Origin of the sequence: Kribbella jiaozuonensis (assembly GCF_005233875.1) — a bacterium.
Taxonomy (GTDB): domain Bacteria; phylum Actinomycetota; class Actinomycetes; order Propionibacteriales; family Kribbellaceae; genus Kribbella; species Kribbella jiaozuonensis.
Genome location: NZ_SZPZ01000002.1, coordinates 1,220,770 through 1,241,011, shown reverse-complemented (window position 1 = coordinate 1,241,011; position 20,242 = coordinate 1,220,770). Strand labels below are relative to the sequence as shown.

General features: G+C 64.1%; 23 protein-coding genes. 10 read left to right on the top strand and 13 right to left on the bottom strand.

Features of this window, described 5'->3' with window-relative positions; all coding sequences use genetic code 11:
• Positions 1 to 21: 21 nt before the first annotated feature.
• A complete protein-coding gene (locus FDA38_RS42270) occupies positions 22 to 237 on the top strand; it encodes a hypothetical protein (protein WP_170989762.1) in 216 nt (71 codons plus the stop codon).
• Positions 234 to 1,637: a glucose-6-phosphate dehydrogenase gene (zwf, locus tag FDA38_RS17530; protein WP_137255076.1), complete on the top strand. Its 1,404-nt coding sequence runs from the start codon at positions 234 to 236 to the stop codon at positions 1,635 to 1,637. Before FDA38_RS42270 ends, zwf begins: the two co-directional genes overlap by 4 nt.
• Here zwf and FDA38_RS17525 read toward each other — a convergent pair.
• On the bottom strand, positions 1,550 to 2,944 hold the full coding sequence (locus FDA38_RS17525) for an NAD(P)/FAD-dependent oxidoreductase (protein WP_137255075.1): 1,395 nt from the start codon (positions 2,942 to 2,944) through the stop codon (positions 1,550 to 1,552). The genes zwf and FDA38_RS17525 overlap by 88 nt on opposite strands.
• Before the next feature lie 128 nt (positions 2,945 to 3,072).
• Positions 3,073 to 3,684, bottom strand: coding sequence for a hypothetical protein (locus FDA38_RS17520; RefSeq protein WP_202877704.1), 612 nt, complete (start codon positions 3,682 to 3,684; stop codon positions 3,073 to 3,075).
• A gap of 447 nt (positions 3,685 to 4,131) precedes the next feature.
• Between FDA38_RS17520 and FDA38_RS17515 the strand changes: the two genes are divergently transcribed.
• Both FDA38_RS17515 and FDA38_RS17505 read left to right on the top strand, forming a co-directional pair.
• Positions 4,132 to 4,335: a hypothetical protein gene (locus FDA38_RS17515; protein WP_137255073.1), complete on the top strand. Its 204-nt coding sequence runs from the start codon at positions 4,132 to 4,134 to the stop codon at positions 4,333 to 4,335.
• A gap of 1,088 nt (positions 4,336 to 5,423) precedes the next feature.
• Complete coding sequence (locus FDA38_RS17505; RefSeq protein WP_137255072.1) at positions 5,424 to 5,816, top strand: hypothetical protein; 393 nt, start codon at positions 5,424 to 5,426, stop codon at positions 5,814 to 5,816.
• 750 nt (positions 5,817 to 6,566) lie between these two features.
• Here the strand turns inward: FDA38_RS17505 and FDA38_RS17500 are convergent.
• From FDA38_RS17500 to FDA38_RS17460, 9 genes are all read right to left on the bottom strand, one after another.
• Entirely contained in the window at positions 6,567 to 7,061 is a 495-nt protein-coding gene (locus FDA38_RS17500) for a hypothetical protein (protein ID WP_137255071.1), read from the bottom strand.
• Between the two features lie 1,153 nt (positions 7,062 to 8,214).
• Positions 8,215 to 8,928, bottom strand: a complete 714-nt coding sequence (locus FDA38_RS17495; RefSeq protein WP_137255070.1) for a hypothetical protein — start codon at positions 8,926 to 8,928, stop codon at positions 8,215 to 8,217.
• 88 nt (positions 8,929 to 9,016) lie between these two features.
• Positions 9,017 to 9,451, bottom strand: coding sequence for a hypothetical protein (locus FDA38_RS17490; RefSeq protein WP_137255069.1), 435 nt, complete (start codon positions 9,449 to 9,451; stop codon positions 9,017 to 9,019).
• Positions 9,452 to 9,453: 2 nt separating this feature from the next.
• The gene (locus FDA38_RS17485) at positions 9,454 to 9,699 is read right to left on the bottom strand and encodes a hypothetical protein (protein WP_137255068.1); all 246 of its coding nucleotides are present in this window, start codon (positions 9,697 to 9,699) and stop codon (positions 9,454 to 9,456) included.
• A gap of 286 nt (positions 9,700 to 9,985) precedes the next feature.
• The gene (locus tag FDA38_RS17480) at positions 9,986 to 10,195 is read right to left on the bottom strand and encodes a sigma factor-like helix-turn-helix DNA-binding protein (protein WP_137255067.1); all 210 of its coding nucleotides are present in this window, start codon (positions 10,193 to 10,195) and stop codon (positions 9,986 to 9,988) included.
• Positions 10,195 to 10,464, bottom strand: a complete 270-nt coding sequence (locus FDA38_RS17475) for a hypothetical protein (protein ID WP_137255066.1) — start codon at positions 10,462 to 10,464, stop codon at positions 10,195 to 10,197. Before FDA38_RS17475 ends, FDA38_RS17480 begins: the two co-directional genes overlap by 1 nt.
• A gap of 381 nt (positions 10,465 to 10,845) precedes the next feature.
• Positions 10,846 to 11,520: a hypothetical protein gene (locus FDA38_RS17470; protein ID WP_137255065.1), complete on the bottom strand. Its 675-nt coding sequence runs from the start codon at positions 11,518 to 11,520 to the stop codon at positions 10,846 to 10,848.
• Positions 11,521 to 12,626: 1,106 nt separating this feature from the next.
• A complete protein-coding gene (locus tag FDA38_RS17465) occupies positions 12,627 to 13,517 on the bottom strand; it encodes a phosphotransferase (protein ID WP_137255064.1) in 891 nt (296 codons plus the stop codon).
• Complete coding sequence (locus tag FDA38_RS17460) at positions 13,514 to 14,899, bottom strand: helix-turn-helix domain-containing protein (protein WP_137255063.1); 1,386 nt, start codon at positions 14,897 to 14,899, stop codon at positions 13,514 to 13,516. Before FDA38_RS17460 ends, FDA38_RS17465 begins: the two co-directional genes overlap by 4 nt.
• 283 nt (positions 14,900 to 15,182) lie before the next feature.
• Here FDA38_RS17460 and FDA38_RS17455 point away from each other — a divergent pair, with 283 nt between their 5' ends.
• Positions 15,183 to 15,527 (top strand): hypothetical protein, encoded by a 345-nt coding sequence (locus FDA38_RS17455; protein ID WP_137255062.1) that lies wholly within the window; start codon positions 15,183 to 15,185, stop codon positions 15,525 to 15,527.
• 26 nt (positions 15,528 to 15,553) lie between these two features.
• Positions 15,554 to 15,883: a hypothetical protein gene (locus FDA38_RS17450; RefSeq protein ID WP_137255061.1), complete on the top strand. Its 330-nt coding sequence runs from the start codon at positions 15,554 to 15,556 to the stop codon at positions 15,881 to 15,883.
• A gap of 289 nt (positions 15,884 to 16,172) precedes the next feature.
• On the opposite strand, the gene FDA38_RS17445 is transcribed toward FDA38_RS17450, so the two are convergent.
• Together FDA38_RS17445 and FDA38_RS17440 are read right to left on the bottom strand one after the other, a co-directional pair.
• Positions 16,173 to 16,424 carry a hypothetical protein gene (locus FDA38_RS17445; protein WP_137255060.1) on the bottom strand — a complete coding sequence of 84 codons (252 nt, stop codon included), beginning with the start codon at positions 16,422 to 16,424 and terminating at the stop codon, positions 16,173 to 16,175.
• Positions 16,421 to 16,681 carry a hypothetical protein gene (locus FDA38_RS17440; RefSeq protein WP_137255059.1) on the bottom strand — a complete coding sequence of 87 codons (261 nt, stop codon included), beginning with the start codon at positions 16,679 to 16,681 and terminating at the stop codon, positions 16,421 to 16,423. The genes FDA38_RS17445 and FDA38_RS17440 overlap by 4 nt, the downstream gene beginning before the upstream one ends.
• A 621-nt stretch (positions 16,682 to 17,302) precedes the next feature.
• Between FDA38_RS17440 and FDA38_RS43420 the strand changes: the two genes are divergently transcribed.
• The 4 genes from FDA38_RS43420 (at position 17,303) to FDA38_RS17425 (ending at position 20,205) form a co-directional block, all read left to right on the top strand.
• Positions 17,303 to 17,425 carry a hypothetical protein gene (locus tag FDA38_RS43420; protein ID WP_267901751.1) on the top strand — a complete coding sequence of 41 codons (123 nt, stop codon included), beginning with the start codon at positions 17,303 to 17,305 and terminating at the stop codon, positions 17,423 to 17,425.
• A gap of 277 nt (positions 17,426 to 17,702) precedes the next feature.
• On the top strand, positions 17,703 to 18,296 hold the full coding sequence (locus FDA38_RS17435) for a PadR family transcriptional regulator (protein ID WP_137255058.1): 594 nt from the start codon (positions 17,703 to 17,705) through the stop codon (positions 18,294 to 18,296).
• Positions 18,297 to 18,397: 101 nt separating this feature from the next.
• Positions 18,398 to 19,363, top strand: coding sequence for an ATP-binding cassette domain-containing protein (locus FDA38_RS17430; RefSeq protein ID WP_137255057.1), 966 nt, complete (start codon positions 18,398 to 18,400; stop codon positions 19,361 to 19,363).
• Positions 19,360 to 20,205, top strand: coding sequence for an ABC transporter permease (locus FDA38_RS17425; RefSeq protein ID WP_137255056.1), 846 nt, complete (start codon positions 19,360 to 19,362; stop codon positions 20,203 to 20,205). Before FDA38_RS17430 ends, FDA38_RS17425 begins: the two co-directional genes overlap by 4 nt.
• Positions 20,206 to 20,242: the final 37 nt, after the last annotated feature.

Genomic DNA, 20,242 nt, shown 5'->3' with positions numbered 1-20,242 from the left:
GAGGTGCCGTGGTCGTCGCACATGGCATCCACCGCCGCCGCGACCGCCGCGACGACCGGCGAGACGATCGCGGTGACCGGCGTGAGGACCGGCGAGACCGCCGCGAGGATCGCCGCGACTGACGGTGTTGACCCGATCCTTGACCCGTCGTACCGCGTGACGCGTCGACCGCCGTCGGCAAAACCTGATCGTCAGGCGAAGACCGGACGGCCTGACGCGGAGGGAGGACAGGTATGACATCGGCGGCAACGGACCCGCGGACCGCGGACGTACTGGTCATCTTCGGCATCACCGGCGACCTGGCCAAGGTGATGACGTTCCGCTCGCTCTACCGGCTGGAGGCGCGCGGTCTGCTCAGCTGCCCGATCGTCGGGGTGGCGGCGGACGACTGGACCCTCGACCAGCTGATCGAGCGGGCCAGGACGTCGATCGAGGGCACGGGGATCACCATCGACAAGTCCGTCTTCGACAGCCTCGTGGCCCGGCTGTCGTATGTCAGCGGCGACCTCGCCGACGCTTCCGTCTACGAACGCGTCGGCGACGCGATCAGGGGCGCTGAGACGCCGGTGTTCTACCTCGAGATCCCGCCGTTCCTGTTCGGCCGGGTAGTTCAGGGCCTGGCAGATGCCGGGCTGACCACCCATGCCCGGGTCGTCGTCGAGAAGCCGTTCGGCCACGATCGGCGTTCCGCCCGGGACCTGGCCGATCAGCTGCACCAGTACATCGACGAGTCGCAGCTGTACCGGATCGACCACTACCTGGGGAAGATGGGGCTGGAGGAGATCTTGTACCTGCGGTTCGCGAACGCCGTCCTCGAACCGCTGTGGAGCCGCAACTACCTCGAGTGTGTCCAGATCACGATGGCCGAGGACTTCGGCGTCGAGGACCGCGGCCATTTCTACGATCCGGTCGGCGCGCTGCGCGACGTGGTCGTCAACCATTTGATGCAGGTCGTCGCGGCTGCCGCGATGGAGCCACCGTCGCGCGGCGATCCCACCACCCTCAAGGATGCGACCACCACGCTGTTCCGTGCCGTGGAGGAAGCCGATCCCGCGCACTACATCCGTGGCCAGTACGACGGCTACCTCGGCATTGACGGAGTCGCGAAGAACTCGACCACCGAGACGTACGCCGCGCTCCGCCTCGACATCGAGAACTGGCGGTGGGCCGGTGTGCCGTTCTTCATCCGGACCGGCAAACGACTGCCGGTGACGCAGACCGAACTGCGCCTGGTGTTCAAACGGCCACCACGGCTGGGCTTCGGTCCCAGTGGCCACATCGCCGAGCCGAACCAGTTGGTGATCAGGCTCGACCCGTCCACCGGAGTCAGGATCCAGGTGGACGCGCATCGTGCCGACGCGGCCCGGATCATGCCGATCGAGCTCGACATGGAGTTCGGCGAAGAGGGTGGCGAGGGTCCCACGCCGTACGAGGTTCTGCTGCACGCGGCGATGACCGGCCAGAGCACGCGCTTCACGCGGCAGGACGCAGTCGAGGAGACCTGGCGGGTGATGCAGCCGTTGCTCGACGCACCGACGCCGATCCACACCTACGAACCGGGGACCTGGGGCCCGGCCGCCGCCGATCGGGTGCCGGCCGGGTTGGGCGGCTGGCGGATGCCCTGGATCGGAGACTGAGCAAGTTCATCGACGATGATATGCGGGATGTCGGCGGACTCGTCACCCCAGGCGATCCGCCGCGGTGTGCCCGACCATTCGACCGTCGCGGCGTGGTCGCGGTCGAAGTAGTCCCAGGCCCAGGATACGAAGGCGTCGGTCTTGCTGTGCGCACCGCTCAGCAGCATCGCGTGCACGCCGAGCCAGGCCGCGAACGCGACCGGACCCTCCACCTGGTGCCGGTGCCGGCCGACCTCGGCGACGGCCGCGTTCCGACCGATCATCGCCATGATGCCTTTGTCCTTGTAGTGGAACGGTTTGCGTTTGTCCCCGTGCAGCTCACGCAGGATGTTGTCGGCGGCCCACACGCCGGACTGCTGCGCCACCGATCCCAGCTGCGGCAGGATCGTGCCGTGCCTGCCCGGGATGTTCGCGACATCGCCGATCGCGTAGACGTGCGGACGCCCTTCCACGCCGAGATCCGGCTGTACGTCGATCCGCCCGCCGCGTCCGATGGTCAGCCCGGTCGTGCTGCCCACCACGGACGCGGCCGACTCACCGCCACCCCAGATGACCGTCCGGGTCCTGATCGTCGACCCGTCGTCGAGCTCGACCCGGTCCGCGTGCACCGCGGCGACTCCCGTCCCCAGTCGCGGGTCGGCGCCGTGTTCGGCGAGCCGCTTGCGCGCGTACTTGTGGGACTTCTTGGAGAACGCACCGAGCAACGTCTTGCCGCGCTCGACCACGATGATCGTCCCTGGCTTCGAGATCCGTTCCGTGGCAACCAGCGCGGCCATCAGTTCGGTCAGTGCTCCGGTGATCTCGACGCCGGTCGGGCCGCCACCGACCACCACGACGTCGAGGGCCCCCGCTGTTTCCGAGCCGGTGTGGATCGTCGACTGCAGGTGCCGCCGCAACCGCTCCGCGTCGGCGACCGAGTAGAGCGGGAACGCGTGCTCGGCCGCGCCCGGCACCCCGAAGTACTCGGGCCGGGCGCCGGCCGCGACGACCAGGTGCGTGCCGGTGATCCGATCGCCGTCGGACAGCGTCAGAGTGCGGTTCGCGACGTCGATCTCCGCGACGTCCGCGGTGCGGATCCCGACCGTCGGGTGCTCGCGGAAGATGGTCCGGTGCGGCCGGGCGATGTCCTCGGCCGGCAGTTGCGACGTAGCGACCTGGTAGAGCAACGGCTGGAACTGGTGATAGTCGTTGCGGTCGACCAGCGTGACCCGGACCCCCTCGTCCGCGAGGCGGTGCGCGCACCCCACCCTGGCCAGCCCGCCGCCGAGTACGACGACGTGCGGGCTCTCGTCCGTCTGCGCGGTCACAGTGCTCCTTCACAGTCGCAGAACTCCTCCACGATCCGCTGGAGTGCCCAACGATGAATCATCCGCCAGTGATGATTGGGCGGTCCCGACGTCCTCGGTCCCCTCCTCGGGGAGCGGAGTGCGCTGCGTCAGGTGAAGACGTTGACCGCGCGCGCTACGACGAGGCCGACCACGGCCAGCGAGATCAGCGACTGGAGACCCATGGCCATCTTGGCCCACAGCGCGAGGGGCATCACGTCGGTCGGGCTGAACGCGGTGGACGTTGTCATCGCCAGGTACAGGTAGTCGCCGAATCCGGGCCGCCAACCTGGTCGCGCGACCTCCGGGCTGAGCTGCTGCGTGAACGCCAGGTCGAGGTACCGCGGCATCCGGTGGGCCCGGTTGGCAGCGCCGCCGGCGTCCAGTTCCCAGTACAGCAAGGCGAACACGATCAGGTTCGACAACCACACCACCCCGCCGGCCGCGAGTAGCTTCTCAGGTGAGTTCGTCATCGATCCGCCGCGGATCAGCACCGCGATGAGTCGCACCGTCGCCACCATCGCGTCCAGCACCAGCAAGGCGACGACCACGATCGACACCCCGCGCAGGAGCGACGACCGCTTGTCGATCCGCCCCGGATCCCGTGCGATCAGCACCGCCAGCAGCACGACCTCGACCCCCGGCAGCACCCACACCGGCGCCAGCCGCATCTCCTTCGGCCGCGCGAGTGTCAACAAGATCCCCACCAGTACGGCGGCCACACTCGGCCACCGAGCCTCACCCCGAACCGCCCGCCCCGACTCCCCACCGCTGACAGCACCCGTTGCACCCACCCCGCTTGATACGTAGCCACTCGCCTGCCGGCCGGACATCCACTGACCTCACCGGCAGGCTGGTCAGTCGCTGTCGCCGGTAGGGGTGCCGGTCATCGGCAGGCGCCGCCCTCGGCAGCCTCGAGCTCGTCCATGTCAGGCAGCCCACGCACCGCTCCGACGATCGCCACCGCAATGACGGCCCCAATCACCCGGGCGGGCGACACAGACCCACCAGCCCGTGCAGTCGTCACCGATGATGTCGGGCCCGAGAGTGCGGGCCAGGTTCATGGGCACGCCCCCACACTGATACCGAGAGGTACATCGCGGCATCACCCCTGCAGGGTGACCAGACACCGAACTTGGCGGCACCAAGACACACGGCGGTCACACCGCGTGACAGTCCCGAAGACGGACCTGCGCGGGCGACAGCAGCACGTCTCCGGCCGGGAGAACGCTATGCATGCGGTGCGGCACGAGCACGCGGCGCAGACAACCGAACAGACGGCCAGACCGGGCAACGCGCTCATCCTCCGCTCGCCGGGTCACCTGCTGATCGCGGTCGGCCGACAGCACGCTGCACTCACACGCAAGCGATAACGAGCGCATCGCAAGCGATAGCGAGCGCACCCGCGGGCGATGGCGAGCGCACCGCGGGCGGCAGCCCACAAGTCCAGCGATAGCCGGAAGGTCCCGGCGGCAGCCGCAAAGGATGCACCGGCGACGAGCCGGGGGTGGGTGGGTGCACGCGTAGCAGGTGCGGGAGGAGCGGACCGACGGAGCACCTGCGTAGCGGGCGAGGGGCTACTTACCCCCTCCCCCGGATCTACCTACCTGGTCCGCATACCTGAGATGGCTCGCGCTATCACCAGCCACTGGATCTCCGAGGTGCCTTCGAAGATGGTGTAGATCTCTTCCGGTCACGCTGACATCACGTGACGGAGGACCGAAAGCGAGCTCTGACCTGCAGGTTTACCTCTCATCGATGTTCGACAATGATCGTCGCCTGCTAACGTCTCACGGAGCTGTGACGGAGCAAGAATTTGCCTGCAGCAACACTTCGACGTCAGAATCAGGTACTCAGGAGCAAATCTCTCAGTTGGATCCAGGACTCCGAGCCAGCGCTCCCGGACGACACCATCAGGCCGATCCGTCTCCAGCGTCACCTCGCGTCTGCCGCGTCCTCGGATATCACCTCGATGCTCGTAGAGGACAGCCAGCTTGCCGGCCGGAAAGGGCCGGAGTCACCTCGCTCCACCCTCGGCGCAACGCAGCTTCATCGAACTCCTGCGGAGGCGCAGTCGCCCAGCAGTAACACATCGCCACTGGACAGAGCGCGCAACGGGAGATCCCATGCTCGTCCTACACCGCGGTGATTGGTGAGCCGAGCATACCGCGAGGTATCTCCTGCCGTGCATCAACTGACCGGCAAGCAGCCTCGATGAGCCTCGCGTTGGCGACTTGTTCCTGCGCCCTTGCCGGTCGGGGTGACAAGTACACGACGACGAGCTCCTCGCTTCGAGCGTCCGGCAGACCCCGGGTTGGCCTACCCACCCAGGTGGGCTGGCGGGGAGCAAGCACACCGACATCTGTCAACGCAAGACCTTGCAAGCTTCCAACCAGACCGAGGAGTCAAGCGCTCGCTAGGTCATATAGCGCCCGGCAAGGCGAGGGGTCACAATGGGCCTGTGGACACCGGAGTTCAGACTGCGTTGATCGGCGCGGGCGCCGGCCTACTGTCCGGCGGCATCGCGTCTCTTGTAGCGCCGTGGGTAACTTGGCAACTTGAGCGCCGCCGACAGTTACACAAGGATCGCCTAGCCATGTTAGCTGAATGGCGCGAGGGACTGCGCGAGGCTGAATCCAACTCGCCACAAATGGATCGTCTTCGATCTTTTCTCACGACGCCTTGGTACAAGACACTGCGCCCGCATCTGAATCCGAGCTTACGAGACGATTTGGAACTTACGCCGATACTGGCCGGGTCGATTGGAACACCAGTCATCAAGTATCGACAGGATGTCGCGGTCCTATTGAATGACGAGATTGACCGAATCGCGAAAGAATGGGACATGGCTTGAAGGACCCGAGACGATGGCCCGGCGGCACCTTGCTCCTATACTATCTCTCCGGCACAGGGTGCAGTTGAGTGACGACTTAGCCCTCTTCTGAGTCACATCAGGCCGCCAAACGTTTGTCGCGCACCGCGCTTGAGAAAACCGTTGAGAACCAATGAGCCGACTAACATAGCGGAACTTGGCGAACAATGACCGTGACTCTATCCAGGACGACTGTTTTGTTCGGCAACGCTGACAGAGCCTTCCCGCTGACGAAACTTTCTGTCAGGATACGGTCCGCAACTGACTCCGCCGCCAGAAGAACGAGGTCCGTCCGCTGCGGCGAGAAAGCCTGAAGACACGATTCACGCGCCTGCCACGCATCGTCTCTTGGGATAAGACGAGTGAGCGGATAAGACAGGGAACCATCTGGGCTCACGACCAACCAGAGCGTGACGTTTGAGCAATCATTAGTGGTCACTCCAGAGATTCTGGTCGTCAGATCAACCGTCGACCCGCTGTATGGCACCAAAATCTTGCCGGTGACCCGACAGGAACTCTCGCCGGGCGGAAGGATGAAGCGCCTGACTGCAAATAGGGTGCTCGCAATGAGGACGGTGATCACGGTGACCAATAGCAAAGCAGTCATCAGGCGACGCGCGCGCAACCTAGGTGAATGCACTCCGCTCGCTCGTTCTCGTCGAGTGAGGGTCGCACCAGCAACCGCGAGTACGCTCGCGAGTGTACTCGCGAGGCCGACTAAGAGATCCAGACTCATCGCTCTTCGCCTAACCGGAATTTGGACTTATTGACTGCCCCGCTGCGACGTGTCTCGCGCGTACTGTAAAGCACACACAAGGAAATCAGCACGGAAGAAACGAAGAGCCACTCTGAGTACTCCAGCACGGCGTCCTTCGTGAGATGTCTGGCGGGCAGCGGCGTATGCGACAGTTGAGCGAGATCGTTCATTAGCGACAGCGGGAATAGTATTGCCGAGAAGAGAAACACTACAACGATCGCGCCAATTTCGAGCGTGAGCGGGAGTGCGCCCACTCCCTTGGATAACCAAAGATCGCGCCCGGCGGACCCAACGATAGCTATCGTCAAGATCAGTAGATCTCCACGCCACAACGCCTCGCGCCAATCTTCGAGAACCCAGAAGGACACAAAGAAGGGCAGGAGTCCAGCAATCAACGCGCAGACGAGCCAGACGAAAAGGCGTCCAAGGTAGTCGCCAACCAAACTTTGCCACGACACGACTCGCCGCATCGCTTCACTTCCCCCCATTGCACACCACCCCAAGGTGCACCGCGCATACACGGCGACCCTCCGAAGGGTAGCGAAACCTAGCGCTCCGGCCTAGATTTCAACCGGCAAGAATTCGGCGTACACGCAGAATCGTCAAGCCTGCTCGAGGCCGGCTGCGACTCTGCGCCGCGCGGCACACGGACGACGGCGCGCCAGCGGGTCAGAACAGCAGTTCCCGTGCTTGCACGCCAAGCGGCGGACATAAGGCCGACCGGACTCAAATTGGGTAGCCGCCATGGCCACCGATCGTAGACGCTCCGGTTGTTGCCGACATCGAAGCCGAACTGCGACAGGCGCTGAGCGACATGTGTTCATTGCCCAAGACGCCCGCGTCGATCTCGGGGTGCTCAGCCGCGAACTGCCGGCTCTCAACGTGCTCGTGTCGTCGACAGTCTCAAGCTCGAGCGACGGCTGCTTCCGGGCCGCGAGTCATCTAGATCGGAGCGCCTATCGACGCGTTCGGGCTACCCAGATGCCTTCCGGCCGACCTGGTGCCGCACCGCGCGCCTTACGACCCGCTCGTCTGCGCCAGGCTCCTCGCTCATCTCGCGACACCTCCCGGCCCGCGATCCGCTCATGCTCTCCCAACCGCCCGATGCCAAGGCCGGCAAGGCTCCGCGCTAACGAGAAGAAGAGACCAGCACCTACCCTGCCAGCCAGTCCCAGACCAGCCACAACAACACTCACAGGAGGTGACGTGAGAGCCCGCGTAGCGGTCGCGGGACGCGCTAGCCACAGTTCAGCCACACCCAGGCAAGGAACGGTGTGCTTGGTGCTGGACACGCCCCGCCTCATGCATCGTTACCGCTGTCGCACGGGAACGAGGTCGCTCAAGGCCTCAGTCAACTGACGTTTCGTGACTCCGTTCCGAAGGTAGAAAGTGTCTGGGAGACCGGACGCCAAGTTCTTTGGCGTGATCCCAGTTCTCGAATCGGCTAGACGCTGTGCTGCGGCCAGGGCGGCGTTTGAGGTGTCCGACCACCCGTGGTCGCGGAAGAGGTCCAGCAAGCGGCGCACAGCGCGTTGCTCCGTGCCACCGAGATCGGTGATACGGAGCCTGCTCGGCACGTGGCTGCTCACAACTTCATCGTGACATGCACCTGCCCGGGCCGACCTACTTTGTCCGCAACGCCTCTGTCCGAATCTGCCCGGACTTTGGGTCCATCAGGCCGTACGCAACCCCGAGACGGGCAACCGCGACACCATCCCAGACCGAGCCGACCACCTCGTGACCTTCCGCTCTGCGAGCGACGATGGCGTCCTCGAGATGCGAGTACACGCTGGCGTCGATCCGGTTCACATGTTGGACAACGAACAACTCAGCCGGCTGCCTCACCATCCGCATCACTTGATCACCGTTGGCGCCGAGATCCTTCATCTTCATCACGGACCCGAGACCGCGTCCCTTGAGCATGAACGACGCACGAACTGCTCGTCCGTCGAGTTGGACACTCTGCGTGAAGAGGTCATCCAGTTCACCGCCCCAATCCTTCTGACGGAAGGGTTCGCCGATAACCGTCGCGATCATGCGTTCGACATCGTCTTCGAGTAGGTCCAACGGGCACAAGTCCATTACTGCGCTGGGCGGGACCTCCGAGACACGAGCGAAGGTGTCGATTTGGTCAAGTTGGATCAGCGGCAAACGAGCTCCCTTAAGGTGCTCTATAGCCAACACACTCAATTGCGCCCGAAGGGGCTCGATCTCGACGACCACGTCGAGCCCTGTTAGCCCGTGCGCGACCTGAAAAGCCTCGGGAACCAATGCGCCCAGATCTTGCGGCCGGTCGAGCAGGGAGGCGTCATCCAAGATCGCACCCGCCAACGCCACCGAGCACCCACCTTGGTCTCCTGACCAGCCCCGCTCACGGAACCGATTCAAGATCGCCCGAATCGCCTGGTTCTCCGGTGATGCCATATCAGCCGCCCGCTCTCGGAGACTTCTTCACCGTCACCTTGGCTGCGCTCTTCACCGGTTTTAGCTTCTTTTGGAGCAGTCGCGCAATGCGGAGATCCTTTGCTAGCGAAGTATGAACGTACCGGATGCCATCCTTCCCGCGGCTCGTCGGACGAACGAGATCCCAGTCCTGCACGAGACTTTCAAGCTTCCGGGAGACGCTCGCCTGAGAGACCTTCGGACCCGACTGCGCGGACTCCCTAACTATGTCACCTTGGGTTCTCCGGCCATCAACCAGGAGGAAGATGCGGGCGAGCGTCTGATCTCGATCCATTGCCTCCATGATGTCCTCGCGTACGCCGCTTTTACGGGCGATTGCAGAGACGCTCCGCGCCATGTCGTCGACCTGATCGCGCAGGTTGGCAACCTCGGCGAATAGGTCAGGGGTTTCTGGCATGCTCAACCAGCCTTCGGTGTGGTCTTTCGAGCGGTCGCCTTCTTGGCCGGCACCGACTTCTTAGCTCGAGCGATGACCATACGAACCGCGTCGGGGTTCTTGTTGACAGCGCGAGCGATGACATCGTTGCCTAACCCGGCGTTGCTCAGCAGCAGCTCAGTTCGCGGCTCGGACGACGAATCCTTGATGCGTTGCTCCCGTTCATCAGCCAACAGCGTCAGAATCCCGAGTAGGAGTTCCTCTGTCACGGACGCGTCAGCTGGTTTCCTGTCAGCCATCATCACCAGTCATCTGAGCGGATCTTGCCTTCGCGCGCGCGATCGTCTTTTTGACAGTGTCGGGCTTCTTGCCTAGAAGTGCACCGATTTGCACATATGAGAAACCCGCACTGTACAAGATGACCTCAGTCTTTCGCGATTCCTGAGCCCGATTGTCGTGGCCTGCCAATCGGTCCTCCCTCTCAGCGATAAGCATCGCCAGAACACCTGACATCAGCTTCTCCAGTGAGGTGGGTTCCTGTGCTGCAAGCAAGGGTCAGTCACCTCCCCGGTTCTTCTTGGCACGGACGAGGGCATTCCTCACAGTCGCCGGAGTTGTTCCCAGCAGCTCGGCGATACGGCCCGCGGAGAAGCCAGCGTCGCTGAGTTCGATGATTGTCTCAGCCTGGTTCGCGGTGGTGCGCCGCAGTCGCAGCACCTCGAGTCGCACCAGCTCATCCAAGTGGTTGATGTCGTCGACTGCCATTAGCTGTCGCCACCTCCGGCCGCCTGCGGCTTGCCTGTCCCCTTTTTATCCTTCTGGAGTACCTGTCCCACTGCCTGGGGTGTCTTCCCGAGCAAGCGCGCCACCTCGACCTGGGTCAGACCGACATCGACCAGCATTTTGTCGATGGTTCGGGGGCGAGGTTTGGCCATCTCCGTGTCTCGGAGATGACCATCCACAACTATCGCTAGAAGTGCAGCAAGCTTCGTGTCGATGCGCTTTAGCGCCTCGACTACTGGATCGTCGGCCACTAGCCCTCCCAAAGGTCCGGTCGATGTTACCTTGATCACACCGCCCTTTGGATAGAGGCACGCCGGAATGTAGAGGAAGCCTCAGTTTCAGCGGTTCTATTGCAGCCGAAGGTCACACGACTTCAGCAGAGCGGCACCAACACCAGTCAACTGGGCGTTGGGCAGGCGTCCGCGACTGATCCCGTGGGACGCATGAAGCAGGGCACCGCATGGTTTAGCAAAGGATGACCCCAGGTTCGGGTTTGCCGAGCATGCCCCGGGTAAGGCCGGTCGGCCGATGACTCACTCCCGAGGTCGAGCATGGTCGATCGAACTGGCGGCTTGAGGCCCTGAACGAGGTAACAAAGGGCGAGGCGATCCGGCCACTCGTCGGACTGGACGTCAGCCGTCGAGCAACTCCAAACATCTTTGACCCAGCGCCGAGATGGTGTAGTGCGGTATGAAGTCCCAAGTAGCATGTGCAGCATCGAGTATGAGGCCGTGCCCCGCAAGGACCGCCACTACAGCCGGCAGGATGTCAGCATCCCCGGGCAGCCTTGCGTTGAGCTGGCCGAGGTTCCACCCGCTGCGTGTATTCGACTGAGGCACGTCGGCGCCTGGCGTGGGCTCGGCTCGCAGCAAGGCGAGGATCCGTACATGTGGTGCCTCCACATCGGCTAGGGCTGCAGCAAGCACAGCAGCCCGTGATATGTCTGCGGTGTCGTCTTGGTAGCCGAGTGCAAGCACCTTGCCGAGTCCCCGAAGCTTCTCCTCCATAGGTGTTTTGGCCGCCGCCTCCAGGACCTGCGCGAGCAACTCAAGTCGAGCGTCGTACTCGAGCGCGCGTTCCTCCAGGATATGAAGACCAACATCCAGGATGTCCGCGGCAGCCTCGAGAGCGCATCCCATACGCCGCCGACGCCGCTCCAGCGCCGCCTCGCCTAGTCTGATCGCAGTACTGACTGCAAGTGTCGCGCCAGCACCAACGCCGGGGATACCTGGGGTCAGCAACTCAGCCAGCACACCGGACGTACCCGAGACTATGTCCCTCGTCGCATCTCGGCGATTCTCTGACATGGCCTTTCGCTCCTCTGCAGGTGGCAGGGCCAACGGCGCTCCTCGCCAGCCGCGCCAATCCTACGGCGAGGTAATGGTGTCCGCGGAGGTGACGTGGGAGCTCGTGGCAAAAGTTGCGTCAGCTCCGTCGACTCAGCGGCGCTCACAACTTGCTAACCTGCAACCGCTATCCCACGTGAAGCGAGAGATCAAACGGCCGTTCGGACTCGTGCCCTGCCAGTGCGTGATCGTATGAACCGATCGAGTCCATCGCCCATGTCGACCTCAGCTCCGCTGATGGGTCGGAATGGCCTACGATCCTGAACGGTCCAGTGCTGTCACACATCTTGCACCCGAGGCGTTGCGGCGATCTGCAACGAGTATTCGGTTCGGTCTCGGGAAATGCGTTGAGCATTTATGGATGACCTTCCACCCCCGTTCGGGAGCGATCTGAGTGCGCGCCAGCACGTCTGCGAACACTGCGGCGACACATACACAGCAGCCAGAACCGACCAGCGCTTCTGCTCGGATCGTTGTCGACTCCGGCACTGGCGAAGCCGCCGGCGGGTGCGCTCAGCCGACGTGATCGAAGCCGAGAACGTCGGCGTCCTGCTCGTGGAAGTCGACCGATTGCAGCGCCAAGTCACCCAGCTCCAGCTGGCCAACGCGACGCTCCGCAAGACACTCTCCCATGCGCAGCGACGTTTAGTCGCCGCCGTTGCATGGCCACGCCGGCCGGACAGAATCGACGGGCTTCGAGATGAATCTGTCCATGTCGACTGAACAGCGAGCACCGATTTCGGTCTGACGTGCGCTTGGTGATGCGGCTGAATGCTCACCAAGCGCGATGCATTAACGCCGGCTAGGCCCTGGCGACGCGCTCATGTTCGGATGCAACTGCCGAACCGCTAGCGGCGCACTTAAGGTTGCCCGACACGTCTACGGCGCAGCACGCACACGCGCCGACCGGCGTGACGGCACGAACGTCGGAGGAAGGTAGGCGACGAGCAATGGAGCACCCTCCTGACTCGGGACGACGTTCGACTACACCGTCGTCGATGTCGAGGGCAACGGACAGCGATGCGGGTGGACCAGCCGTGACCCCTTCTAGACCGGCGCGCTCACGACTACTTGTAGCGGTGCCACAGTTCGTTTGCGCCCGATCTGAGAGTGGCCAGCCGATGCGCGTGAATCTTGGCGATGTCGGGGCGGTTGCGGAGGTCGGTTATGACGCTAGTGACGAGGACCAGTTCTCGGATGCGGCTAAGGGTTGGCCAGGCGGTCAGGGTGGTGACGTCTAAGCCGTAGCTGGCGGCTAGGGCTTCGTGGTCTTGGCTCGCGCCGAAGCGTAGAGCGCTGACAGCGGCGACAACCAGGTCGTAGGCGAGAGGGCCGATGCTCGTGCCGTCAAAGTCGCAGAGGACGAAGCGGCCGGTGGGTTCACGTAGAAGGTTGCCGATGTAGGCGTCGCCGTGGAGTAGGCCCATCTGGAGGTCCGGCATGAGGGCCCGGTAGTCGGCTTCGATGTTGGCCCACTGCTCGGTGAGCCAGGCGTGGTCGTCGGCGGTGAGGCCGTCGGCCATGGCGAGACGGCTGCGGGCGCTGCTGAAGGGGTCCCAGGGTTTGAGGCTGGGCATCGGTTCGAGCTTGTGCCAGCCGAGTAGTGGAGCAGCCAGCTCGGCTCCGGTCCATGCTGGGTTGCTGCTTTCGAGGAGCTTCCAGATCGTGGCTGAGTAATTCTCGAACAGGACGGGCTGGGTCAGACCAGGCGCGAGCCTTGAAGCGGGTGCGTCGTGGCGTTCCAGCCAGGTGGCGATTCGGGCGACGTGGTCGGCGCGCTGGCTGGCGAGGTCGCCGGCTCCGAATCTGACGACAACACCTTGGCTGGGAAGGCGGTAGACGGCGTTGTTCGTGTACTTGATGAGTTCGGCTTCGTCCGGGAGTAGGCCGGCTTCTTGGCAAATGCCCTTGAGAGCGTGTTTGAGCCGCTGGTCGAGCTCTGGGGACAGGTTGGTCATGCGGTAAGTGCCTTCGGCGCGGTTGTGCGGACGGATTCGAGCTGGTGTACCAGGTCCACAGCTTCCGAATTGTCGGTGTGCTGTGAGGCTGCGGTGCCGATCTCGGCGAGGCGGCTCATACCGCGGCCGCTGCGGAGATGCTGCGCTTCATTGATCACGTCACGAGCGACGTCGATGCCGGCGTCCAGCTCGTTCGTACGCAGGAGGTTCGTCGACAAGATGATCCGATCGAAGGTCCGGCTTCGGCGCGATCTTTCGGGCCCAGATTCGGTGATTGCTTGCTGTGCGAATGCGACCGCGCGTACGGCGTGCTCACGGGCCCGTGCACCATCTTTCGCGTAGCCCGACAGGGAGTTGTACACCAGTGCCTGATGCCCGGAGTAGTCCCCAGGAGTTAAGTACAGCGTGGTCCATGGGGATACTCGGCGCTTGTCAGCGCGGCCCATCTCGTGTTCTGCACGAGCGAGAGCATCGACTACATGATCGTGCTTGCCGAGCATCGCATAGGCCAGGGCTTCGTTGGCGTGGAGTCTCGCGACCTCGGCTGGATCGCCGGCGTCCTGTGCCGCGAGCTGGCCAAGTTGAAGCATCTTCAAGGCCTCCACAGGCTGGGCTTCCTGCATGCTTACCCGGCCGAGGCGGTACAGGATCGATGCTGCCAGCGAGGGCTCGTCGGCGTCCTTCGCGAGCACGAGTGCATTCATCAAGAAGCGTCGAGCTGCGGCTTGATCGCCAATGTCGTGGAACGACCAGCCCAACATGCTGCTGAAGTCGGCCAGGGAGACCTTGAGGTCCCGGTGTGTGCGCTGATCGGCGGTGGAGTGGATCATCCGCCGCGCGTAGCCGTAGAAACCACGGGCAGCGTCGACCGCTGCTCCGCCGCCGTAGCGTTGATCGAGTTTCCGGAACTCGGCGGTCATCGACACGACTTGTTCCACGTCGGTCTCGGAAATCGCCGACGGCACAGAAGCCACGCTGCTGGGTACGTCGGGCAGCCATTTTCGAGCCTGCTCATTGACCGAACCGAACGCCACGCTCGCCACCGCACCGGCGAAGTTCCTGCGATCGTCACCGGTCAGTTCGCGCGATTCAGCGCTCTCTCCACGACCAGATGAGCTGTATGCGAGCCCCATCCGTCCGCGGGGAATCTCGAATGCGTCGGCGATGCGTTCAAGGACGTCGTAAGCCTTGACGTGGCGGCCGTTGAGGATCTCCGAGACCTCGCCCTGGGACTGACACGTGCGGGCACCGATCTGCGTCTGACTCCAGCCGTGCCGCTGCAGCCAGCGGAAGATGCCTGCGACGTCACGTGACGCCAGGACAGGACGCATCTCCGGCTGATCCCACCAGGAGGACTTGAGCACCGGATGCGTTGCCGTCATCGTCACTCCTTGTCCCTAGGCGGCTCTGTGAAGTTAGCCCGAGCGCATCCGGCGCGTCTATCGGCCCCGCCGATAGGTCGGCTCGATGAGCACTGCCTGTAGTGGTGACCACCCTCGCAGCGCCATGGTGTGGATACAGAGCGTTACAACAACGATAAGGACGCCCACATGACGACGCCACTGTTCATCGTGATCTGCCTGACTGCGGGCCTGACTGTCGCAATGATCACGGACCTGGTGCGAGACCTGTCCGGCCGCAACGAATGACACGGCGGTCAGACAGATGACTAGCACTCGTCCAGGTACGAATCACTACGAGCGGGGCGACGCCATGCGGGCGTACGGCTACATCCGGAAGCACTTCCTTATGGCAGAGATCGAGTTGGCTAACGCTCGGAAGCTGATTGTCGACGCCGCTCAGGCCCACGGTGCGGAGCTTGTGGCGATTCACGTCGAGGAGATCGAGACATCGCCCGAGGCCTTCCACGATCTACTCGCGGTCGTGATGCAGGAAGTGCAGCGAATGATCATCACGCCTCACCTGCAGCACCTCGAGGTGGCCGGCGACCCGTCGTCCGTACGACAGCGACTTGAGTCCAACGGCATCACGATCGTGGTCGCCGACTAGACACCTCGACCCGTAAGGAACGAGTGGTGCACGTGCCGGCTACGCCAGCCCTCGGGTTCGTCTCCATGTCCTTCGTGCGCAATACCGGCGAGCTCCTTGCGATCCGTCGACAGCTGAAGGCCTTCGCGACCGAGCACAGGCTACAGATCACCAAGGTGTACGTCGAAGAGCCCGGGCCGCCCAGCGCGGCCTTCGACCTTCTCGAATCGCTTCTGGAGTCCGACGGGCAGCCGCTCGTCGTTCCAACGCTGCACCACCTCGCCGCAATCGGGCACCCACTGAAGATCAGAGACCACCTCCGCCGCTGCACCCACGAGGTCCTGATCGCCACCATGCCGGCGGAGCGGACGTGCTGAGGGGACATCCGTCGTTCTCCTCAAGTCCCCTGCACCCCGCGTCCGTTCCGCCGCTCCACCGGGAGCGCTGCCCGATCCACCTCACTGAGTCGGGCGGCGTTTCCGCCCCGAAGTTGCGTCCGCTCGGCGCCCCCTGCGCCTGAGCGGACGCAGCGCGGCGCACGGTCGAGCGCAGACCCGCGGCTAACTGTTCGGTTGATCCTGTTCAGCGGAAAGCGCCCGACGGGCATGAGACGCGAGCTGACTTGGTAATCACCGAGCAGACGCGCGACCTGCCGATTCGACGTCGCTAATCGAGGGTCCGCGACGATGGGCGGCCGTACGTAACGTCCAGAATCCCGCGGAACTCGATCGGTACCGCGCATTGGGCCCGTACCGCTGCCAGCGCTGTCTGTGGCGCCTTGGAGCTGAGCGTGATCCCCACACCGGAGAAGTCATGGTTCGGCCCCGTCGAAGTCAAGACGCCCTTGTTGGCATCCATCAGCGATCTGGCGGCGGCCACAAGCTCGGCCCTGCTGTAGATCGCCTTACGGATGCTCACCGGCACTGCTGACTCGCCACGATTTGCTGCAGATCAGTCGGCGGATCTCCTTTCCAATAGACCACGACTGTCTTGTGGTGATCGAGAATGCGAACACTGCCCGCGTTGGTGTCGGGATTCTCGGTGAGCCACTGCATCACTGCTTGAGCCACTTCGTCTTCGGGCGTTGGCTGAACTTCCCCCAGGACCGGGCCTTCAGGGTCCTTCGGAACCTCGGCACCCGCCTCCTCGTGCGAGCTCGCGTCGCTATCACTCATGGACTCGGCTCCTTCCGGTACGACGGTTCGCTGCCTCCCGCTAGTCCCTGTGATCCGCCTGCTGATCCGCGACAAGCTTGGAGCCTGGCGGCCACCCGGGGCGCCGACGTTGCCGTCTCTATCGAGCCCGCCGTCCTTCCTGCCCTTGGTCGACTTCGGCCTGAAGCAACGGGCCACCGAATCTACGTGTCGCGTCGATCCAGTCCGGCCCGAGAGTCCATGGCACTACCCGGATGACGGCCGCATCTACGATATCGGGATCGGGGCTGTCCAGGAGTTTCTTCGAGGAAGCGATAGCACTGCTCGATGCGGGCTACGTCGTTGGACTGGATGGCCGGATGAAACACGGGGTGAAAGAAGCCCACCGATACGGGAAAACATCGCGGGGCCGACGACGTCCTGCCCGTACATCTCGATGACCTCCGCGACGGAGTCCCGCGCATCGGGAAACTCGGACACGATCCGGGCACCAATGTTGTGGCCTGTGATCACCGTTCGATCCTAAAGCGCAGTCCGACGCAGAGCTCCCGAGCCATACGTCCTGGGCTTTGGAGGTCTCCACCAGCACCGTTTGTAGGTCGGTGCTGACACCACCCGGACCAGGAGGGCACCCTAGTGTTGGTGGGAGTTGACACCACCCTGGCGGGCGCGCAAGCGGAGCTCGTAGAGCAGGCCAAGTGGCGGGAGCACCCCAATCGGGACACCCCCGAGCACGTCCGCGATCAGGCCGAACTGTGGGCGTGACAGGCACGCACCGAACTGGAGTGGGCGAAGAGCCTTAACAAGTGACTGTCTGAGGGCGCCTACACCATGGCCGATGATCCGGGTTCGTGGCGAACGGTCCCCGATCACCTCAAGATGCGCGCCTAATCAACCTTGACTAGACGTTTCTTCCTCGTGTACTTTGGCCAAGTAGTCAAACTGGACTAGCCTCAGCCGATCCGTTCGCAACACGGGAGAAGGAATCGAACCCATGGGAAAGCTCGCGATCGAGACGAGAGGGTCGAGCGGAGGTGGGCGCATGTCGGCGACGAAGCTCCTGGTACTCGGTATCGTGCACCTCTCCGGCGGCGCGCATGGCTACCAGGTGCGGTCCGAACTGCAGAGCTGGGGTGCGGAGAGTTGGGCCAAGATCAAGCCCGGCTCGATTTATCACGCGCTGAAGAAGGCGGCGGCTGATGGCCTCCTCACCGAACACGCCGAGCCGGGCAACTCCGGGCCGGAGCGCGTTCTGTACCGCGCGACTGCTCGGGGACGTGACGAGATGGTCGAACTGGTCCGCGACGGTCTGCGGCGCACCCACGACCCGGACATGCTCAACGCGTCCATCGCCATGTTGCCCATGCTGACCAGGACAGATGCCATCGCGCAGGTTAACGAGCGGGTCGCGCGACTGGAAGCGGAGCTCGTAGTGCAGGCCGAGTGGCGGGAGCACCCCAATAGGGACGCCCCCGAGCACGTCCGCGATCAGGCCGAACTGTGGGCGGGACAGGCACGCACCGAACTGGAGTGGGCGAAGAGCCTGAGCAAACGACTGTCTGAGGGCGGCTACACCATGGCCGATGATCCGGGTTCGTGGCGAACGGCCCCCGATCACCTCAAGATGCGCGCCTAATCAACTTGACTAGACGTTTCGTCCTTGTCAGCTCTGGTCAAGTAGTCAAACTTGACTAGCTCACCAATCCGTTCGCAACTCCGAGAGAAGGAATCGAACCCATGGGAAAGCTCGCGATCGAGACGAGAGGGTTGAAGAAGAGCTTCGGCACGACCCACGCGGTCGCCGGTGTGGACCTGGCCGTGAGCGCCGGGGGCGTGTACGGCGTGCTCGGTCCGAACGGGGCGGGCAAGACCACCGCGATCCGCATGCTGGCCACGCTCCTGCGCCCCGACGCCGGAGAGGCGCTAGTGCTCGGCTACGACGTCGTGCGTGACGCCCGGGCGGTGCGGAGCAGGGTGGGCCTTACCGGGCAGTTCGCGTCGGTCGACGAAGACCTCACCGGGGTGGAGAACCTGTTGCTGCTCGCCAGGCTGCTCGGCTACTCACGCCGCCGAGGCAGGGAGCGGGCGGCCGACCTGCTCGACGCGTTCGGTCTTGCCGAGGCGGCCGACCGGCAGGTGAAGAAGTACTCCGGCGGGATGCGCCGGCGCATCGACATCGCGGCGAGCCTGGTCGTCACCCCCGAACTGATCTTCCTCGACGAGCCCACGACCGGGCTCGACCCGCGCAGCAGGAACCAGGTCTGGGAGATCGTCAGGGGCATGGTCGCCGAGGGCACCACCGTGCTGCTGACCACGCAGTACCTCGACGAGGCCGACCAACTGGCCGACCGGATAGCGGTGATCGACCACGGGAAGGTCATCGCCGAGGGCACGAGCGGCCAGCTCAAGGCATCGGTCGGCGCCGGCTCGCTGCACGTACGGCTACGTGCGCCCGAGCAGCGGGCCGAGGCCGAACGGATCCTCGCCGGCGTCCTCGAGGTGCCGGCCGAACCGTCCGCCGACCCGGCCGCGCTGTCCGCGCGGATCTCCGACCCCGAGCGGGTCGCCCGTTCCCTGGCCGAGCTGTCCCGCAGCGGCATCGACGTCACCGAGTTCGCGCTCGGTCAGCCGAGCCTGGACGAGGTGTTCCTCACCCTGACCGGACACGCCGCCGAGGAGACACCCGAGGAGGATGCCGCATGACCGCCACGTCCGCGGAGCAGGGGTCGGCGCCGGTCACTGAGGACGCGCTGCGCAGCGTGCTGTTGGCCGGTGAGCGGCCGTCTCGCCCCGGCCCGGTGCGCACCTCGTTGACATTCGGCTGGCGCGCTCTGCTGAAGATCAAACACGTCCCGGAGCAGCTCGTCGACGTGACCATGTTCCCGATCATGTTCACACTGATGTTCACCTACCTGTTCGGTGGCGCGCTCGCCGGGTCAACTCAGGAGTACCTGCAGTTCCTGCTGCCCGGGATCCTGGTGCAGGCGAACGTCATGATCACCATGAACACCGGCATAACGCTGAACACCGACATCCAGAAGGGCGTGTTCGACAGGTTCAGGTCACTTCCGGTGTGGCGACCGTCGCCGCTGGTCGGCGCCCTGCTCGGCGATGTGATGCGCTACTCGATCGGGTCGGCGATCGTGATCACGCTCGGACTGGTCCTAGGGTTCCGGCCGGAGGGTGGCGCCGTCGGCGTGGTGCTCTCGGTGGTGCTGCTGCTGGTGTTCTCGTTCTGCCTGTCGTGGCTGTGGACGATGCTCAGCCTGATCCTGCGCACGCCGAACTCGGTGGCGGGGGTCAGCATGATGGTGATGTTCCCGCTGACGTTCGTGAGCAACATCTTCGTGGACCCGAAGACGATGCCCGGGTGGATGCAGGCGGTCGTCGAGGTCAACCCGATCACCCACCTGGCGACCGTGGTACGCGGCCTGATGGACGGCTCGGTGCCTGCCGGGGAAATCGGCTGGGTGCTCGTCTCGTCCGTACTTCTCGTCGCGGTCTTCGGTCCCATCACCATGGTCCTCTACCGCAACAAGAAGTAGATGCCGCTACCGCGAGCACTTGGTCGAAATCAACTCC